General features: G+C 47.2%; 18 protein-coding genes. 7 read left to right on the plus strand and 11 right to left on the minus strand.

What is annotated here, in order from left to right:
• Positions 1-189 precede the first annotated feature (189 nt).
• The 6 genes from ychF to MHI21_RS23460 all read right to left on the minus strand — a co-directional run bounded on the left by ychF (position 190) and on the right by MHI21_RS23460 (position 5,102).
• Positions 190-1,290, minus strand: coding sequence for a redox-regulated ATPase YchF (ychF, locus tag MHI21_RS23435; protein ID WP_023990724.1), 1,101 nt, complete (start codon positions 1,288-1,290; stop codon positions 190-192).
• A 133-nt stretch (positions 1,291-1,423) separates the two neighbouring features.
• Positions 1,424-1,915 (minus strand): GNAT family N-acetyltransferase, encoded by a 492-nt coding sequence (locus MHI21_RS23440; RefSeq protein ID WP_039271574.1) that lies wholly within the window; start codon positions 1,913-1,915, stop codon positions 1,424-1,426.
• Positions 1,912-3,012: a type 2 isopentenyl-diphosphate Delta-isomerase gene (gene fni, locus MHI21_RS23445; protein WP_342418990.1), complete on the minus strand. Its 1,101-nt coding sequence runs from the start codon at positions 3,010-3,012 to the stop codon at positions 1,912-1,914. The genes MHI21_RS23440 and fni overlap by 4 nt, the downstream gene beginning before the upstream one ends.
• Before the next feature lie 352 nt (positions 3,013-3,364).
• On the minus strand, positions 3,365-3,856 hold the full coding sequence (locus MHI21_RS23450) for a DMT family transporter (protein ID WP_039271577.1): 492 nt from the start codon (positions 3,854-3,856) through the stop codon (positions 3,365-3,367).
• A 56-nt stretch (positions 3,857-3,912) separates the two neighbouring features.
• Complete coding sequence (locus MHI21_RS23455) at positions 3,913-4,617, minus strand: cyclic nucleotide-binding domain-containing protein (protein WP_165177763.1); 705 nt, start codon at positions 4,615-4,617, stop codon at positions 3,913-3,915.
• A gap of 59 nt (positions 4,618-4,676) precedes the next feature.
• Positions 4,677-5,102, minus strand: coding sequence for a DMT family transporter (locus tag MHI21_RS23460; RefSeq protein WP_039271579.1), 426 nt, complete (start codon positions 5,100-5,102; stop codon positions 4,677-4,679).
• 235 nt (positions 5,103-5,337) lie between these two features.
• Between MHI21_RS23460 and MHI21_RS23465 the strand changes: the two genes are divergently transcribed.
• Positions 5,338-6,834: a phospholipase D family protein gene (locus MHI21_RS23465; protein ID WP_342418991.1), complete on the plus strand. Its 1,497-nt coding sequence runs from the start codon at positions 5,338-5,340 to the stop codon at positions 6,832-6,834.
• A 35-nt stretch (positions 6,835-6,869) separates the two neighbouring features.
• Here MHI21_RS23465 and cls read toward each other — a convergent pair whose 3' ends face one another.
• Positions 6,870-8,381, minus strand: coding sequence for a cardiolipin synthase (gene cls / locus MHI21_RS23470; protein WP_023990731.1), 1,512 nt, complete (start codon positions 8,379-8,381; stop codon positions 6,870-6,872).
• Between the two features lie 205 nt (positions 8,382-8,586).
• Here cls and MHI21_RS23475 point away from each other — a divergent pair, with 205 nt between their 5' ends.
• Genes MHI21_RS23475 through MHI21_RS23490 form a run of 4 tightly spaced genes read left to right on the plus strand, consistent with a single transcriptional unit; the run spans position 8,587 to position 10,869 of the window.
• Positions 8,587-9,180 carry a TetR/AcrR family transcriptional regulator gene (locus MHI21_RS23475; RefSeq protein WP_322155121.1) on the plus strand — a complete coding sequence of 198 codons (594 nt, stop codon included), beginning with the start codon at positions 8,587-8,589 and terminating at the stop codon, positions 9,178-9,180.
• Between the two features lie 44 nt (positions 9,181-9,224).
• The gene (locus tag MHI21_RS23480) at positions 9,225-9,566 is read left to right on the plus strand and encodes a multidrug efflux SMR transporter (RefSeq protein WP_013312354.1); all 342 of its coding nucleotides are present in this window, start codon (positions 9,225-9,227) and stop codon (positions 9,564-9,566) included.
• Positions 9,566-9,880 (plus strand): multidrug efflux SMR transporter, encoded by a 315-nt coding sequence (locus MHI21_RS23485; protein ID WP_013312355.1) that lies wholly within the window; start codon positions 9,566-9,568, stop codon positions 9,878-9,880. Before MHI21_RS23480 ends, MHI21_RS23485 begins: the two co-directional genes overlap by 1 nt.
• A gap of 56 nt (positions 9,881-9,936) precedes the next feature.
• Positions 9,937-10,869, plus strand: a complete 933-nt coding sequence (locus MHI21_RS23490; protein WP_342418992.1) for a 1-phosphofructokinase family hexose kinase — start codon at positions 9,937-9,939, stop codon at positions 10,867-10,869.
• Between the two features lie 104 nt (positions 10,870-10,973).
• Here MHI21_RS23490 and MHI21_RS23495 read toward each other — a convergent pair whose 3' ends face one another.
• A complete protein-coding gene (locus tag MHI21_RS23495) occupies positions 10,974-11,408 on the minus strand; it encodes an Lrp/AsnC family transcriptional regulator (RefSeq protein ID WP_341162893.1) in 435 nt (144 codons plus the stop codon).
• Between the two features lie 281 nt (positions 11,409-11,689).
• Between MHI21_RS23495 and MHI21_RS23500 the strand changes: the two genes are divergently transcribed.
• Together MHI21_RS23500 and MHI21_RS23505 are read left to right on the plus strand one after the other, a co-directional pair.
• Positions 11,690-12,151, plus strand: coding sequence for a VOC family protein (locus tag MHI21_RS23500; RefSeq protein ID WP_165177775.1), 462 nt, complete (start codon positions 11,690-11,692; stop codon positions 12,149-12,151).
• A 170-nt stretch (positions 12,152-12,321) separates the two neighbouring features.
• Positions 12,322-12,786 (plus strand): DUF3592 domain-containing protein, encoded by a 465-nt coding sequence (locus MHI21_RS23505; RefSeq protein ID WP_342418993.1) that lies wholly within the window; start codon positions 12,322-12,324, stop codon positions 12,784-12,786.
• An 11-nt stretch (positions 12,787-12,797) separates the two neighbouring features.
• Here MHI21_RS23505 and MHI21_RS23510 read toward each other — a convergent pair whose 3' ends face one another.
• The 3 genes from MHI21_RS23510 to MHI21_RS23520 all read right to left on the minus strand — a co-directional run bounded on the left by MHI21_RS23510 (position 12,798) and on the right by MHI21_RS23520 (position 17,990).
• The gene (locus MHI21_RS23510; RefSeq protein ID WP_165177779.1) at positions 12,798-13,412 is read right to left on the minus strand and encodes a LysE/ArgO family amino acid transporter; all 615 of its coding nucleotides are present in this window, start codon (positions 13,410-13,412) and stop codon (positions 12,798-12,800) included.
• 74 nt (positions 13,413-13,486) lie between these two features.
• Positions 13,487-14,239 (minus strand): molybdenum cofactor guanylyltransferase, encoded by a 753-nt coding sequence (locus MHI21_RS23515; protein ID WP_342420240.1) that lies wholly within the window; start codon positions 14,237-14,239, stop codon positions 13,487-13,489.
• Positions 14,240-14,381: 142 nt separating this feature from the next.
• A complete protein-coding gene (locus MHI21_RS23520; RefSeq protein ID WP_341162890.1) occupies positions 14,382-17,990 on the minus strand; it encodes an Ig-like domain-containing protein in 3,609 nt (1,202 codons plus the stop codon).
• Between the last annotated feature and the right edge of the window lie 11 nt (positions 17,991-18,001).

The following is an 18,001-nucleotide window of genomic DNA, read 5'->3' on the forward strand; positions in this document are numbered from 1 at the left end:
ATTAGCTACAAGAAATACTGACTAATTTAGGATTTTGCAAAAATCCACACAACATGCAAAACAATAAAAAAAAGTCGCCGCCCTAATATGGGCAGCGACCACGTAATCTAGCACCTTTCAGAACACACATACATTAAGTCATCGTCTTTTATATATCCGAATCGAGTATTGTATTCTGGAAATTATATATTAAACATTAAAACGGAAATGCATAACGTCTCCGTCCTGCACTACATATTCCTTACCTTCCAAACGAAGCTGACCACGTTCCTTGGCCCCGTTCATCGAACCAGCAGCGACCAAATCGTTGTAGGATACAACCTCAGCACGAATAAATCCGCGTTCGAAATCCGTATGAATTACGCCCGCAGCACCCGGTGCCTTCGTTCCTTTGTGAATCGTCCAAGCGCGTACTTCCTGCACACCTGCTGTGAAATACGTATACAGGCCCAACAAGCGATATGCTGCTTTAATCAGACGGTTCAATCCGGATTCAGCTAATCCCAGCTCCTCGAGGAACATCGCTTTGTCTTCGCCTTCAAGCTCAGCAATTTCAGATTCTACCTTAGCGCTGATCGGCACCACTTCTGCATTTTCATCTATGGCAAAATCGCGTACCTTTTGCACATATGGATTGCTATCCGCTTCCGTTACGCCATCTTCGCTAACATTAGCTGCGTAGAGTACAGGCTTCATCGTAAGCAAATGAAGATCGCGTACAATCAACCGTTCTTCATCCGACAATTCTAAGCTACGCGCAGGTTTATCAGCATACAGCGATTCCTTGATCCGCTCCAGCACTTCTACCTCTTGGGTGTACTGCTTGTTGCCACCCTTCATGTTTTTGCGGGAACGTTCAATACGCTTGTCTACACTTTCGATATCCGCCAGAATCAGTTCCAAATTAATGGTCTGAATGTCGCTGATCGGGTCAATTTTGCCGTCCACATGGGTAATGTTCTCATCTTCAAAGCAACGTACCACATGTACAATCGCATCCACTTCACGAATATGAGCCAGAAATTTGTTACCCAGACCCTCGCCCTTGCTCGCACCGCGCACAAGTCCTGCAATATCAACAAATTCAAATGCCGTTGGCACCGTTTTATTCGGCACAACCAGTTCGGTCAGCTTATCCAGCCGCTCGTCTGGTACTTCAACGACGCCTACATTGGGGTCAATCGTACAAAATGGATAGTTTGCGGATTCCGCACCCGCCTGCGTTATTGCGTTAAAAAGTGTCGATTTGCCCACGTTCGGCAAGCCCACAATCCCCGCTTTTAAAGCCATAATCAGAACAACTCCCGTTTATATAAAATATGCGTTATGCCATCCGTTAGTTTACCAACCCACATTATATATGAGAACCTATACACGCGGCAAGCATACGGTTATGAAATTCAGGATATTGCTATATCCCTATTTAGATTTCTTTGCTCATCTGGATATCTGTAATCCGATAGCCCGACTTGCGATATACATGCAAAGCTCGCTCATTATGCCCAAATACATGCAAACCGATGCGTACAGCTCCCAGTCTGCGAGCCTCCTGTTCCAAAGCCTCCATCGCCAGCGTGCCTAGACCCCTCCCCTGGTATGAATCGTATACAAGAATATCCAGTAGAAAAGCTTCTTTTCCTTGCACGCCGTCCGTAATATTGAACCAGATGTAGCCAGCTTCCTCCTGACTCTGCCCCCCGGCATCGGAAAACATCAACATATACAGGTGAGCATGAGGTGTGTCTAGTCTCTGTGGCAGGTATCGAGCAAAACTTTCTGCCGCACGTTCTGGTGCTTCTTCTACCGTCCATGTACCTGCTTGGATTTTCTCATCCGCATAGTCGGCAAGCGAGCGTTGTTCAAATCGATCATATTGCTCCGCATTCATCGGAACCAATGTAATAAGTCCGCTCATCCGTTTACCTTCTTTCTTAGTCGAGTCGTATCTTTGAGTCCTTCTATTCCATCTACCCCAATACCAAACATAACCGTGCGGAGTTCCAGTTCGACCTGCTCCAAACGTGCCTCCAGCGCTTCCCTAGAGGCAACCGCAGAACCGAGCAAAGAACGCCCGAAGCCTGCCATGTCAGCTCCCAAAGCAAGCGCCTTCGCTGCATCGACACCGTCTCTCAGTCCACCGCTGCCGATCAGAGCACCATGTGGCTGAGCGGCTCTGACTTCCACGATACAATCAGCGGTCGAGTTGCCCCAATCCGCAAACGCCTCCGCCGCCGCGCGACGCACAGGATCAGGATTGCGAAATTTCTCCACTTGGCTCCAGCTTGTCCCACCTGCGCCAGCGACATCTATAAAGGCTGCACCCGCATCATACAGTCTCGATGCCGTCTCGCCATCTATGCCCCAACCTACTTCCTTCACTCCTACAGGCACTGAAAGCTGACGACACAACTCCTCAATGCGCTTAAGCAAACCGCTAAAATCCAAATTCCCTTCAGGTTGAAAAATCTCCTGCAATCCGTTCAAATGCAGCACCAACATATCTGCTCCCGCAATTTCCACTGCACGGCGACAATCGTCCACGCCAAATCCGTAGTTCAGCTGCACCGCACCCAGATTGGCAAGGATCGGGATACTGGGTGCCAGACGGCGAACCGCAAAGGTTGAAGCCAGTTCTTCCCTTTCCACCGCAGCCCGTACCGAACCGACGCCCAATGCCCAGCCGCGTCTCTCCGCTGTCTCTGCTAATCGCTCATTAATTGCTCCTGTCTCGGCGCTGCCGCCTGTCATGGAGCTAATAAGCAGTGGTGTTCGTACAACTCGTCCTAAAAAAGTAGTATCCAGACGAACCTCGTCAAAATGCAACTCCGGCAGAGCGCAGTGCTTAAAGGCATATCGCTCCAGCCCGCTGGTAATGCCTTGTCCGGCCACATCTTCTTGCAAACAAAGGCGGACGTGCTCAATCTTCCGTTCGCCTGTCCTCGCGGCAGGCAACAAAGAGCCGGATCTATTAAAACCGTCAGGTGCTCCTTTTTCATTTTCTGTACTACTCATCTATGTTCCACCTCATCCAAAGTCACTCTGTTTATTGTATCAAGTTCAAGAAGCACAAATAAGACCGTTCCCGAACACGGTAACCGATCTATTTATCGTCTCTTATATCAAATATCGTAACCCTTAAAGTGGCTATTTTAAGATACTTTCATTGTATCATGGATGGAAAAATATATACACGATCGTGAACATTTTTTCTTACCCATGGCCATGTTCAAAATTTGCAATAAACCAGTTATTTCGGAAACTCTACAGAAAAGCCGCTCCTAATTGAGCTGCCGCTTTTCTGCAAAATGCCTATTTGAAAGGACGATCCCTATCCCAGCAAGATAAAGGCCATTTACAATCTCCTCTATCCCTTCATTGAATCAGGTACAGATGAAATGCTTTCTGCTTGCTCCTTCGTACGCCCATGTCCAAATTTGAATACCAGAATACCACCGATAATGACCAATACTCCGATCAACTTGTTAAATGTAAACGGAATCTTTTCTAATCCCAGCCATCCTAACGAATCCCACAACAGGGCCGTACCTAATTGCGCCGTCAATACAATGGAGATCGCATAGGTCGGGCCAAGTCGCTTCATTCCTTGCACCAGACAGAACACAACACCGACACCAATCATGCCACTGAACCAGTACCACGGCTGCATATGCTGTAAAGTAAATGTATTTTTCCCTTCAAAAATAAGACTTCCGAGTAAGGAAGCCACGAACCCTGTTCCCAGCACCAATGTTGTTGTAGCCCACGATCCTGTCCGTTCATTCACCTTATTATTGAATATCGTTTGCAGACTGACCAAGGCACCTGCAATAATCGCCAATACAATTCCTAATAACATATGTTAACTCTCCCTTGATGATCCTTGATATTCTTCTGCTTTTATAAAAGCCCATATTACAATGATTCATAAATATTATGTCCTGCCAGTTCGCTCAAACCTTTTCTGTCTCTAATGACAATGTAGCCTTTTGTCCGTTCAACCCATCCATCTTCAATCATTTTGCGAATAACACGGTTGAGATGTCTATAGCTGGTTCCGATCAAATTCGCCACATCTACCAGACTGGATGCACGTAATTCCTCATGAAAAGCCGTATTCGATTCGTCAAAAGAAACCGATAGCAGGTAGCTCGCCAGCCTGACTTCCACCGGATACATGAGATTGAAACTGGAAAAGTCGGAGTCCAGGCAAAACTTTCGCGTGACAATATCCAATAGAAATTGCAGCAAAGGAGCATAGTCTCTGCCGTATTTGTTCATCCATTGGTGGTGAATACCGATCACATAGATCGGAGACACTGCCTCTACTGTGTTGATGACGTGACTACTCCGAATATATTCAACATCTCCTATAACCTCGATCGGTGTTTTGAAGCAAAGGATCAGGGTTTTCCCTTCTGTAGAGCTGGTATAAATCTTGACCTTGCCCTGCACCAGTATATATAGATGCTCGATGGGGTCCCCCTGTAAACAGAGCTTTTCCCCTTGCTCCAAACGATGCAACGACAAATAAGGATGTAGTGGCTCGTAGAGTATGGATTCCAACTCATGCAGCTGCAAAAAATATTTTAGCTGCTCTTGATCCTGAATTTCTCTCATTCCTAAGCTCACCTTCAATCTCTTCATTCTAAGCTTTCTTTACAAGTTAAATTTCTATTTTAAAGCTTCAGAATAATTACACCCGCGATCATCATACCAATACCTATAAATTGTGGCAGCTTCATCTTTTGCTTCACTATACCGAACCATCCCTTAATATCTACCAGGAAGGTTAAACACAACTGCGCAATCAACAACGCCGAGATCGTGAACGTAACCCCAATATGTTGGATTGCCGTGACTTCACTAAATATAATAATTGCTGCAAAGGCACCGCCCCAAAGATACATCGGCTTTACCTGTTTCAGTTCAGCCACATTGCCATCCCTTGTAAACATCCAGACTAATGCTGCCAAAATAAAGCCTATTAGCTGAGTAACAGTGGCCGCCTGCCATGTACCGATATCCTGACTAATCCGTGTATTCGCTACCCCCTGTAGCGTAATACACGCTCCTCCCAGAAAAGCAAACAAGATTCCTCTCATAAATCGTTATTCTCCCCATGTAAATGACTTTTATATATATTAAATTATAGGGCAGACTTCCTATAAAGGACATATGTCCTCAACGAATAGTAAATTATATTCCATTTAATTCCATTTATTATCCGCGTCAATCCTGCACACTTGCGTTAATAACTTGACAGTATCCCATCATAAAACTGCATGTTCCGGCACGATAAAATGGAATGCAGCATTCAATTGAGGAGTTGATCGTCATATGACTACACGTGATCCGCTGCATTCTGTGCCGGAATATCAAAGAAGAACTGAGAAAAAGGGTCGGGCTTTTAAAATCGCCATTCTGGTACTTATCCTCTGGCTGATTGCCATCATGCTGTATCAGACCCATAAACCATTGCCTCCGTTCGTCTCTTATGAGAGTCAGGAGTATTCGACCCATGAGGTAAACTTCTGGACAGATTTGACCTATCCCACCGGGGATGGAAGCACTGTACAGCATGAAGGTCAAATTTTGAATCGTATGCTCGGGATCATTGATGAAGCCCAACAATTTATTGTCATCGACCTGTTTCTGTTCAATGACTATAAGCATAAAGGTCAGCACTTCCCCCAAGTCAGCGCACAAATGACCGATCATCTTATTGCCAAAAAGAAAGCTCATCCGGATATGCCTATCTTTTTCATTACAGATGAAGTCAATACCAACTACAATTCTGCCCCCAATCCTTTGTTGGAGAATATGAAGCGAGCAGGGATTCAAGTCGTGCAGACCGATGTAGACCCGTTGCGGGACTCCACGCCCATCTATTCGGCGGTGTGGCGTACCTTTTTCCAATGGTTCGGGCAGCAGGGCACAGGCTGGATTCCCAACCTTATGGCCAGTGACGGACCTGATGTTACGGCTCGCTCCTATCTTAAGCTGTTAAACGTCAAGGCCAATCACCGAAAATTGGTTGCCAACGAACAGACAGCGCTCATTTCTACAGGCAACGTGCACGACGCGAGCGCCTATCACTCCAATGTAGCGCTGGAGGTGAAGGGGCCTATCATCGGAGACATTTTACAAACAGAGCAGGCGGTGTTGGACTTCTCGGGTGGTGGGCAGCTTCCTGCCTATACACCACAGGCCGAACCCAAAGTTCCATCGGGTAAGGACAGCTACCGGATCAAATATCTAACTGAGGGCAAAGTGTACACCTCGGTTCTGGATGGCATCGGGCAGACGAAGAAAGGTGACAGCATTCATATGGGCATGTTTTATTTGGCTGACCGCAAAGTATTGAACAGCCTGCTGGATGCCTCTGCCCGCGGTGTAAACATCCAATTGCTGCTGGACCCCAATCAAAACGCGTTTGGTCAGGAAAAAATCGGCATCCCCAATCGTCCGGTTGCCCAGGAGTTGTCCGATAAATCGGGCGGGAACATTCAAATTCGCTGGTATCATACCACCCATGAGCAGTTCCATACCAAACTGATTTATATCGCCAAGGCGCAAGGAGAGCATATCATTTGGGGTGGCTCTACCAATCTGACCCCCCGTAATCTGGATGATTTGAATCTGGAAAATGAGTTGTGGGTGGCCGCTCCGGCGGACAGCAAGCTGACCCGACAGGTTGCGGCCTATTTTGATAAGCTATGGAATAATCAGGGGGCTGAATACAGTTTGGATCTAGCAGCTTACGAGGATCATTCAACATTTTGGAAAGATATTATATACCGTCTACAGGATATTTTAGGCTTTACTACATTTTAACTACGGGATACTTGCTGTAGCGAATTCGTTTATGCTTACAGCAGCGGTGAAAGCAGCCGCGCGAGCGATTCCATCAAACGTTTGAACAGACGTTTTTTCATGAATTCTTCACGTACAATCAGACTGGCAGAGTGCAAATCTCGTTCGTAGTCTGTTACCATCTGCTGCACACTGTGCGTTTGAATTAACAGAGCGTTAACTTCAAAATTCAAATGAAAGCTACGCATATCCATATTGGCTGTCCCGATCGTCGCAACTTCCCCGTCAATGATGAGGAGCTTGGAGTGGAGGAACCCCTTCTCATATTCATATACCTTGACTCCAACCTCCAGTAACGACTGGAAGTACGAATGAGACGCGAGGAACGGTAGCCATTTATCCGGTTTAGCGGGAAACAGAATACGCACGTCCAACCCGGACAAGGCAGCCATCCGTAAGGCAGTCAGGATATCTTCATCCGGGATAAAATAAGGAGTGGCAATCCAGACTGATTTTCGGGCGGACGTGATCATGGAGAAAAAGAGATTTTTGAGCACTCTCCGCTCATTATCCGGGCCACTGGCAATAATCTGCACGCCTCCGTCCGTAATTGGTTCAATATTGGGAGACAGATATTCGCTATCGAGCACCGACTCACCCGTCATGTGAAGCCAATCTTGTAGAAATATAAGCTGCAACGTCCGTACAGCTTCGCCCTTCACAATCATATGCGTATCACGCCAAAAGCCGTAGGCTTTGTTGCGGCTGAGATACTCATCTCCCACATTTAGACCGCCAATTAATCCGATATTACCGTCGATGACTACAATTTTACGGTGATTACGATAGTTTACCCGGCTGGAGAAGAACAAGATCCGAGCGCCGCCGTACGCAACGACCTCTACTCCTGCATCTCTCATTTCCTTTAAAAATGACTTCGATAACTGAATACTGCCCACCGCATCGTACATAAACCGAACCTTAACACCCGCTTTAGCCTTTTCGATCAGAATTTTCTGAATGCTGGTACCGATATCATCCGACCGGAAAATGTAATATTCCATATGGATATGATGCTGCGCCTTGCGCAGTTCTTCCAGCAAAGTGGAGAAGGTTTCATCCCCATTGTTCAGAATTTGAGTTTCTGTCGCAAAATAAATCGGGGATCGGGCCAGTCTGCGGGCCAAACGCATCAACTGCTGCTGCTCATCTGTAAAGCAGGTCAGATCTCGTTTGACTCGCAAAGCATCCTTTTCTATGCGGTCGTAAGCCTGTTGGTCACGCAATGCCTTTTTATCATACTTGCGACGCTTGAATACATTTTGCCCAAACAGAAAATAAAGAGGAAGTCCAACGACTGGCAGCAATGCCAGCAGCAAAATCCAGGACATCGTAGTGGAGGGATTACGATTCTCCGTAAAAATAATCAGACTGATGGAGATCACTGTCAGGGTGGAAAAAATACTGATGACAGTTCCTTCATTTTTGCCGATGTAATTAAACAAGCCAAAATAATAAATAATAAACACCATAGCCGCGATCAATACGGCCAGTAAGCTTCGCCTCATAACTAACCTCACTTCCAGTGGACTGCATTTGACAAGTATTCTTCATTATATTGTACATGAGCCTCTTATTTCTTCCCACTTTTTTATTAAAATGTTGATAAAAAAAATCCAAAGAAAAGCTTTATACAAAACGCAATGATGCTGGGTTGACACTTACTTTTTTTCGTGCAAGAATAAACTAACGAACGTTAGGTAGGTGACAATAATGGGGATGGAAGAGATTCGAAAGGCCGCTCTTTTTCAATTTGCCACCAATGGGTATGAGGGAGCCTCCTTGAGCAGTATTGCCGCTGAGGTTGGTATCCGAAAACCGTCTATATACGCGCATTTCCAAGGCAAGGAGGATCTGTTTCTACAGGTGGCTAGGTACGCTTTTCAAGAGCAGAATTTACGTATTTTCGAATACTTTACGGAACGTAAAGATCAGCCGCTTAAGCATACCCTGCATGACTTCTTGTTTTGGATGGGACAGGAATATGAGAGCAACGACTCAGCCAAGTTTATGCTTCGTTTTTCCTTCTTTCCGCCTGTATCGTTGTATCACGAGGTGCTGGATATTGTTAATCCTTTTCTGGATAAAATGGAGCGAAAATTAACTCGCCGCCTCCGGAATACACGGGATCGGGAACCCTTTGGGCATATGGAGCCCGTGGATGTGGCTTTGGCTTACATGACACTGGTGGACGGGGTCATGGTGGAGCTCCTGTACAGTGGAAGCATCAATTACCACCGGAGACTGAACGCTGCATGGCCTATTTTTTGGCGTGGGATTACGTTAACTTCACCTCATGAAGCGTGAAGCCGTCGAACTTATAAAATTTATTTTTGAGGAGAACATTCATCATGAATCGCAGTTGGATTTACGTTTTTGTTGGAGGCCTGATTGAGGTCGTATGGGTATCGGGTTTAAAGCATGCGGATTCTATACTCGCCTGGGCTGTAACCGTGCTGGCTGTGGTGGCCAGCTTTTATTTGATCATGAAGGCTGCGAAGCGTTTGCCTGTAGGCACGGTATATGCTGTATTTACTGGACTGGGGACAGGGGGAACGGTCGTAGGTGAAATGCTGCTATTCGGGGAACCGTTTCAATGGTCCAAAACGCTATTAATCGCCCTTTTGCTGGCAGGTGTGGTCGGCCTGAAGTTAGTTACCGACCGTGATGTTCAGGAAGGGAGTGGCGCATAATGGCTTGGATTGCATTGGTTATCGCGGGGTGCTCGGAAGTGTTAGGAGTCATCGGTATGAAGGGAGTTACGGTGGGCAAAGGCTGGAAGTCCTTAGTGCTTATGGTCCTATCCTTTGTTCTTAGCTTCTCTCTACTCAGCTATGCCATGAAAAGTTTGCCTATGGGCACCTCCTATGCCGTATGGACAGGCATCGGGACGGTTGGCAGCACAATTACAGGCATGTTCTTGTACGGTGAACAAAAAAGCGTACTGCGTGTTTTATTCATCGCCATGATTCTTGCCGCAGCATTGGGATTAAAGCTGATATCTTAGCATGAGCGAATGGCATCAAATATTGCGAATTGCTGATCTTAAAGGAGTGACGCCTTGTGATTACCACCGTAACGCTTAACGCGGCTGTGGATAAAATCTACACGGTTGCAGGCTTCGGTTTGAATGCCGTCCACCGCATGGAAGGCGGCCTGACGGTGCCGGGTGGCAAGGGCGTGAATGCCGCCCGCGTCATCCGCTCGCTAGGCGAGCCTGTACGAGCGACCGGGTTTGCTGCCGGACACACCGGACGGCTGCTCATTGACGGGTTGAGCGCAGAAGGCGTAAGCGCCGATTTCATTGAAACGGCACATGGGGAGACCCGTCTCGCCATTACCGTGCTCGACCCGTCCGCGCGCACGCAGACCGAGCTGATTGAGAGCGGACCGACCGTTGGGCCGCTTGAATTAGCCGCACTGCGGCGCAAAATCGAGACCCTTGCCGAGGATTCGGCTTGGGTCGTCCTCTCCGGCAGCCTGCCACCCGGCTGCCCGCCCGATCTGTACGCCGAGCTGTGCACGCTGGCGAAGGCGCGCGGCGCGCGGGTAGCGCTGGACGCGAGCGGTGAGGCGCTGCGCTTGGGGCTGCGCGGAAAGCCCGACCTCGTGAAGCCTAACGAGGACGAGGCTGCTCGCTTCGCGGAAATTGACGCCGCGCGCCCGGATGCCGCTGAAGCAGCGGCATCAAAGCTGCTGGAAGCTGGAGCGCAGCTGGCCGTCATCTCGCTTGGTGCGCACGGGGCGCTGGCGGTAACGAGCGATGCGCGCTACCGCGTGAGCCTGTCAGACGCGGACATTGTCAGCGCGCTCGGCAGCGGTGACGCCATGGTCGCCGGGCTGGTCACCGGCGCGGCTACGGGGCTGGATCTCCCTGCCATGCTACGCCTGGGAGCGGCCTGCGGCACAGCGGCAGCTCTGCACGCCATGGCCGGGAAAATCGAGCTCCAGGACGTGAAGCGCCTGGAGCAGAACATTATGGTGACGCTGTTGTAATTCAGCGTCATTTTTTTTATTTCATCCAAGCATTCGCTTATCTTCATTTCACAAATACAGTTATTCCGAATGCTCTATATTCCAAATGTGGGTTTTCGATTTGCTTACAGCAAAACCCTGTTTTCCAGTATATTTTTCATACAAATATGCGACTTCGAAGGCCCCAGCTTAACTAATGAATCCTGAAGCTCTGCAATTTCCTCTACCGACGCGGTTTGTACCTTAATGAGATAATTAAATTCCCCACTGATGCGAAATAAATCGGTAACTTCCTTAGCCTCTCTACAAAATTCAACTAACTCTTGGCAATGTTCTGTCTTTATTAGAATAAATGTAGTCGTTCCTCGATTCAGTTCCCGTAAATTAAATACGGTACTATATCCCGAAATAATCCCTCGTTCTTCAAGCTTGATTATCCTTTCTTTAACAGACGGCTGTGACATCGAAATTTCTTTACTGATTTGGGAAATAGTTATCCGAGCATCATGCTGTAGCAATTTCATGATTTTGTGATCTATATCGTCTATGTGATGCTGCATATCGAGCCCCTCCTGACCTGAATTTTAAAAAATAACATTTTTCATCTAAATTAACTTTTATTTAATAATAAATATAGTATAAAAGCCTTACTTTAAATATGTAAGCACCACATCATTATTTATATAATAAGGTTCACTTACATGAGGATTTTGCAAAAATCTCATAAGCGACTTCCAATGAACAATATATAGATCGAAATGGTTTAGTTCGTCTATATATTGCACTTCGGAGCGACTGGAATCGAATTTTGCAAAATCCTGAATCAAAAGGAGGATCTGAAATGAGTGTGAAGGGACTAGCGCATGTTGCCATACAAGCCCGTGACTATCAAGCGACCATTGCATTTTATACCAAGGTATTGGGATTTAAAAGAGGACATCACTGGAGTCTTCCGTCTTTTCGAATTCAAGAGGCTTCCATGCTGATCTCACCCGATCAGAGAACCTGTCTCGAAATTTTTGATAATGATGCTGTCATTCCTGCCCAAGGAAAAAAAGCTGCATCCGAGCAAGAGATTGCCCACGGGGCTTTATTACACTTGGCATTTTACGTAGACAATGTGGATGAAATATATCAAAAAGCCCTTGCCCACGGAGCAAGAACCTTTGTGGAACCCAATCAGCTTACACTTGGCGAACCTCCTCTAGTTGTAACAAATGCATTAGTCCACAGCCCCAATGGTGAGGTTATCGAATTTATCGAGGATGTTGATTTTGATATGTCCTTATCTAGCAATAAGTAATTCTCATAGCTATTAAAAAGATCCACTTCCCGGTGAAGTAGGATCTTTTTATATTCCATACAGCTCTGTCGTTATCTCTATGGAAGAATTAAACTGTTCCTAAAAAACATCCGATATATTAATTATCGCTTTGTTTAAAGGAGTAGATTATCATCTCAATTGATTTCAATGTGTATTGGTTTCATTTTAGCTCCGATCTGCTGATGCCATTGTTCAGCTTGATTGGACTGCTACTCATCTATTTTGGATTCAGAACGATCCGTCGTCATCGTTATCGCAAACGCCGCTGGGTCCGTACCAAAGGGCAAATCGTAGATGCGCATATCGAAGTAGACATTGATGTCGTTCCCTTTGACCGAGACGATCCAATAGATACTAGCTACACCCGCCGATTAAAGGTGCGCTTCTATACAACTTCAGGTGAAGCCGTAGAATTCTGGAATCCTTATAGCACCAACCTAAGCCTTAACCGAGTTGGCAGCAAGATCAAGGTATTATACAATCCATCTAACCCTCGAGACGCCCGAATTGCAGGCGGTGTAAATGGTGCAGGCTGTCTGGCCTTTATGCTGTTTTTGATCGGTGTTCCCTTTGCTTTGAGCGGGGTATTCGCTGTATTGAATTTTTTCTTCTAACCAGGTTTGGATCACATACCAGTAATGAAATTTATCGCCATGTAAATAGCCAAGCCTAAAATAATCAGTGCCGATATTTTGTTGAGCACAGTCCCAAACTTCCCTTCCGAATCCATACGTCCCACGAGACGCCCCGCCGTTGCCAGACCGATAAACCATATCCAAGATACGGACACGGCGGCCAGACCAAAGGCCCAGCGTTCCCCGCCGTCATATTGAAGGGAACTGGTTCCAATTACGCCAACCGTGTCGAGTATGGCATGTGGATTCAATAGCGATACCGAAGCGGCAAAAATCATCTGGCGTTTCGGCCGCATCGCCTGACTTTCTCCCGAGGAAGCCGCCTTCGATCTCCATAAAGTCCAGGCCATATACAGCAGAAACAAACAGCCCGCCGCATAGAGTACGTTCGTGAGCCATAGAAATTGCTGCAAAATAAGGGACACGCCCCCAACCGCAAGCGTGATCAGGATTGTGTCACAGACACCCGCTGTAATGACAGCAGGCAGTGCATTGCGAAACCGCGACTGAGACGCCCCCTGATTAAACACAAATACATTTTGTACCCCCAAAGGCAAAATCAATCCCAATGCCAATAAAACAGCATGGATAATAGCTTCCAGCATGTTATGTACTCCCCTCAAAATCATTACACTTCTTCTCTCTCATCTCCTGTTATTTCCTTCCGTTCTTGATGTGGTTATCGTTCTGGTTTTTCCAGGTTCTGTGCACGTTCGGTACGTTTTTGTATATGCTCCAATTGCTCCACTGTAGTCTGATAATCTTGCGGGTAGTTCATATTAAACACAGCTTGCCGCCACATCTCTAAGCTCGCACCTGGCCAATTGCCCGCTATCTCATAACGAACGTTCAATGAATCTAACCAGTCGATCAAACGAAGACGGTCACTACGCAGACATTGCTCGGCAGACGGCAACACACTTTGATGATATATGCCTAGCAGCGGATGTATACGTCCATCCACAGAGGCGATCACTGCCTGTAATGCTGGTTCTGCTGGCTGGGGCGATGAGACTTTTCCCCTCAAGGTTGTATGATCTCCTTGCACTTGTTGCTTTCCTTGTTCACTATTTGTCTCTTGCGCCGCTGCCCAGTTCGTTGCGTGAGTAAGCAAAGCACACAATATCTCTGGCTGCACAAAGGGCATATCGCAGGCAACGACAATGCCCCACTCCGTTCTGGAAGCAGAAAGTCCCGCATGAATGCCGCTCAAAGGCCCTAAGCCGGGATACAGGTCTTTTGTCGTTTCCAGATCAAGCTCCCTATACTGTTGCGTATCCCGGGTCACTACAATAACCCGTTTTGCTACCTGCCCCAACACAGCGGCTATTCTCTCCAGTACCGTAACCCCTCCCAGCTGAAGCAGCGCCTTGTCCTGTCCCATTCTGCTAGAGCGCCCACCTGCCACGATAATTCCAGTCACCTCCACCATCACCATCGCACCTCCTTTTTGCTAGACAAACTCTATCATTAACACGAATAAATCTAATAATATCATCTATATAAAGTATAAAAAATGGCGATCCACCTGGATCGCCAAAAAAGAGGGTGCCTATTCGTCTAGTTCGTTACTTTTAATTCGTGAACTTAATAAGTTGCAAAAATCGTTTTATTATGGAAGTAGCCTCCGCCCGGGCCGCCTGCTGTTTGGGCGCAAGCAAGTCGGGAGAGACACCCTTAATTAAGCCTTGCTCTGTAGCCTGCGCCATAGCATCTTGAGCCCAAGGAGAAACAGTAGATGCATCGCTGTAAACCTCTTTATATTTCTCACTAGAAGGACTGGCATTTAGAGTCTGAGCGTAATGTGCAGCCTTTTCAGCAATGACCGCGATCTCCTCACGCGTAATCACCTTTTCTGGCTCAAATGACTGATTCCCATAACCACGAATCAAACCAGCTTCCACCGCAGCTCCAACACTACCAGCATACCAGGCATTTTCTTTCACATCTGTAAAAGGCTCTGTTAACGGCTTCTCCTGCATACCAAGTCCGCGAACAAGCATTGCCACAAATTCAGCTCTTGTTACAGCCCGATTTGGTTCAAAAATATCAGGCTGGACGCCTTTGACAATTAGCCTATTTGCCAGCATCTCGACATCTTTTCGTGCCCAATGATTCTCCAGATCCTTAAACTTTTTGTCTGCTGAGACTACAGCATAAATGCTGTTATGATTTGATTTGATAATTGCCTCTGTTAGTCCATTTACATTCCGAATCAATACGGGAACAGATGACAACACACCTGTCTGAGGATCAAACCATACGGCCGCTACATGCTCAGGATCAACTTCATGATCCACAATCAATTTTCGCTCCACATAGTGCCCAAAAAATTCAGTGATCTCTTGATCTCCAGCCATAAGCTTGAAATCAACCGGGTTTACCACAACATTCGCTAAACCCCTGTCAGCAATAGCCTGCCTTACTTGTGCACTGTTTTCGCCTGTCAACGCTGAAATTTCAACGATTAGGTTGTCTTCAGGATATAATGAGGCCAGTTTGCCAACCAATTCAGCAGAAAGAGTAAACTGAGCTACTGCCGTGTGAATACTAATCGGCACCTTTGTATTTTCTCTCTCATATTCCTTTAAAAAGTCAGAAGGTATACTTACTTTTGCTGCTTTGCTGTATCCCGAGGCATCAACTATCAGTTCTTTCTGGTCAACATTTGTAACATTCAGGGCTTGGCTGGCGTCCCCATCATTCAAACCAATAAGTTGAATAGTGTGGCTCTTATCAGTTACCCTCTTAGCGTCTGTTAATAGGACACCAGTCTTAGTCTCTGTTGGGGAAGCCGCTGACGAGGTATCCTGAGCTGACGTTTCTTTATCCTTAGAACGATGTGAGCGCTCATCTCGTACGCGGAACGCCCATTCCTCTGGAGTATGCATCCCCACATACGGATTCATTGCCAAATCTGTTAGCGCCCCCGAGGTAATTTCCAGATAGTACGACTTTCCTTCTTCCAACCCACCTGATAGCTCAATGTACGCTATATTTTCCTCGCCTTTTAACGTAAAATTCGAATTTCCTGCACCCGATATTCGCAGTTCGCGAACCACTGCCCCACCTGAGGCTTCATGGAGTCTTACATAGCCTTGGTTCCACTTCATGGGCTCATTGAACTCCAGCATAAAACCGGCATACGTGCCTACTCCACTGAGCTCCAACCCTTCCGGTGATCTCTTTTTCACCAGTTTCGGCGCGGTAGTGTCTGCTGTCTGGAAGGTCCACATGTTCTTGTCCCAAATCGCATTGGTACCTTGACCCGCACGGTCTACAAACATACCCGAGCTGACCTCCACATAGTACTGGGTACTATCCGCCAGTGGATGATCCAGTTCCATCCGCACATGCTGACCACTGATATGTACCGTGCCACCTACGACTGTACCTCCGCTCACGTTAACCCGGCCCGCTTCACTTCCATCCTTCTGGTGCACCACCAGATGGCCTGTGCCTAGTTGGACCTTTTCGCTGAATGCCATTCCCAACTCCGGTGTGAGCGTCCACATATTTCCGTGGGGGGACATATAGGTATAATAGGGTCTCTCATCTTGCACGCGGAACGTCCACTCCTCTGGAATACGCGTACCCACATACGGATTCATTGCCAAATCCGTCAATGCTCCCGAGGTGATTTCCAGATAGTACGACTTTCCTTCTTCTAGCCCACCTGATAGCATAAATTCGACTACATTATCATGTCCTTCTAGCGTATTGTTTAAATTTCCTGCACCGGATACTCGTAGTTCGCGAACCACTGCCCCACCTGAGGCTTCGTGAAGCCTTACGTAGCCTTGGTTCCACTTCATCGGCTCATTGAACTCCAATATAAAGCCTGCATACTGGCCTGCACCACTGAGTTCCAATCCTTCAGGTGTTCTTCTCTTTACCAACTTCGGCGCGGTGGTGTCTGCTGTCTGGAAGTTCCACATGTTCTTGTCCCAAATCGCATTTGACCCCTGACCCGCACGGTCTACAAACATACCCGAGCTGACCTCCACATAATACTGGGTGCTATCTGCCAGTGGATGATCCAGTTCCATGCGCACATGCTGACCACTGATATGTACCGTGCCACCTACGACTGTACCACCGCTCACGTTAATCCGACCCGCTTCACTTCCATCCTTCTGGTGCACCACCAGATGACCTGTGCCCAGTTGCACCTCTTCACTGAATGCCATTCCCAACTCCGGTGTGAGCGTCCACATATTTCCGTGGGGGGACATATAGGTATAATAGGGTCTCTCATCTTGCACGCGGAACGTCCACTCCTCTGGAATACGCGTACCCACATACGGATTCATTGCCAAATCCGTTAGGGCTCCCGAGGTGATTTCCAGATAGTAAGACTTTCCTTCCTCCAGCCCGCCTGATAGCATAAATTCGACTACATTATCATGTCCTTCTAGCGTACTGTTTAAATTCCCTGCACCGGATACTCGCAGTTCACGAACCACTGCCCCACCTGAGGCTTCGTGAAGCCTTACATAGCCTTGGTTCCACTTCATCGGCTCATTGAACTCCAATATAAAGCCTGCATACTGGCCTGCACCACTGAGCTCCAATCCTTCAGGCGTTCTTCTCTTTACCAACTTCGGCGCGGTAGTGTCTGCTGTCTGGAAGTTCCACGTATTCTTATCCCAAATCGCGTTAGTCCCTTGACCCGCGCTATCTACAAACATACCCGAGCTAACTTCTACATAGTACTGGGTGCTGTCCGCCAGCGGGTGGTCCAGTTTCATCACCACATTACGACCACTAAAATGGATATCTCCCCCTGTGATCGCTCCCCCACTTATGTTTATTCTTCCCACTTCACTTCCATCTTTCTGATGCACCATCAGATGGCCTGCGCCCAGTTGCACCTCTTCACTGAATGCCATTCCCAAGTCTGGCGTGACCGTATGCGCATATTCACGGGGGTATGTATAGACATAATGAGGTGGCTCGTCCATTTGCGCCTGCATATAGACTGATGAAACCACGCGGGATGAAGGAGCGTCTTGTATGAACCCGTCTGACACCGACACATTCTCCGTTGTATTGCTGCTTACGCTCTCCGATGCAAACGCTGCTGAAATATAGGGGTTTGCCAGGCTGAGCACCTGTGTTGTCAGCACACCTGCCTTAATCATTCGATTTACATGATTCTTATTTCTTTTATTCTTGCTCATATACGTGCTCC

This window comes from Paenibacillus sp. FSL H8-0168, from assembly GCF_038592955.1.
Taxonomy (GTDB): domain Bacteria; phylum Bacillota; class Bacilli; order Paenibacillales; family Paenibacillaceae; genus Paenibacillus; species Paenibacillus polymyxa_B.

Excerpts from the sequence above, each read along its gene's own strand:
- ychF (WP_023990724.1), bottom strand. The coding sequence starts at position 1,290 with ATGGCTTTAAAAGCGGGGATTGTGGGCTTGCCGAACGTGGGCAAATCG.
- MHI21_RS23440 (WP_039271574.1), bottom strand. The coding sequence starts at position 1,915 with ATGAGCGGACTTATTACATTGGTTCCGATGAATGCGGAGCAATATGAT.
- fni (WP_342418990.1), bottom strand. The coding sequence starts at position 3,012 with ATGAGTAGTACAGAAAATGAAAAAGGAGCACCTGACGGTTTTAATAGA.
- MHI21_RS23450 (WP_039271577.1), bottom strand. The coding sequence starts at position 3,856 with ATGTTATTAGGAATTGTATTGGCGATTATTGCAGGTGCCTTGGTCAGT.
- MHI21_RS23455 (WP_165177763.1), bottom strand. The coding sequence starts at position 4,617 with ATGAGAGAAATTCAGGATCAAGAGCAGCTAAAATATTTTTTGCAGCTG.
- MHI21_RS23460 (WP_039271579.1), bottom strand. The coding sequence starts at position 5,102 with ATGAGAGGAATCTTGTTTGCTTTTCTGGGAGGAGCGTGTATTACGCTA.
- MHI21_RS23465 (WP_342418991.1), top strand. The coding sequence starts at position 5,338 with ATGACTACACGTGATCCGCTGCATTCTGTGCCGGAATATCAAAGAAGA.
- cls (WP_023990731.1), bottom strand. The coding sequence starts at position 8,381 with ATGAGGCGAAGCTTACTGGCCGTATTGATCGCGGCTATGGTGTTTATT.
- MHI21_RS23475 (WP_322155121.1), top strand. The coding sequence starts at position 8,587 with ATGGGGATGGAAGAGATTCGAAAGGCCGCTCTTTTTCAATTTGCCACC.
- MHI21_RS23480 (WP_013312354.1), top strand. The coding sequence starts at position 9,225 with ATGAATCGCAGTTGGATTTACGTTTTTGTTGGAGGCCTGATTGAGGTC.
- MHI21_RS23485 (WP_013312355.1), top strand. The coding sequence starts at position 9,566 with ATGGCTTGGATTGCATTGGTTATCGCGGGGTGCTCGGAAGTGTTAGGA.
- MHI21_RS23495 (WP_341162893.1), bottom strand. The coding sequence starts at position 11,408 with ATGCAGCATCACATAGACGATATAGATCACAAAATCATGAAATTGCTA.
- MHI21_RS23500 (WP_165177775.1), top strand. The coding sequence starts at position 11,690 with ATGAGTGTGAAGGGACTAGCGCATGTTGCCATACAAGCCCGTGACTAT.
- MHI21_RS23510 (WP_165177779.1), bottom strand. The coding sequence starts at position 13,412 with ATGCTGGAAGCTATTATCCATGCTGTTTTATTGGCATTGGGATTGATT.
- MHI21_RS23515 (WP_342420240.1), bottom strand. The coding sequence starts at position 14,239 with ATGGTGGAGGTGACTGGAATTATCGTGGCAGGTGGGCGCTCTAGCAGA.
- MHI21_RS23520 (WP_341162890.1), bottom strand. The coding sequence starts at position 17,990 with ATGAGCAAGAATAAAAGAAATAAGAATCATGTAAATCGAATGATTAAG.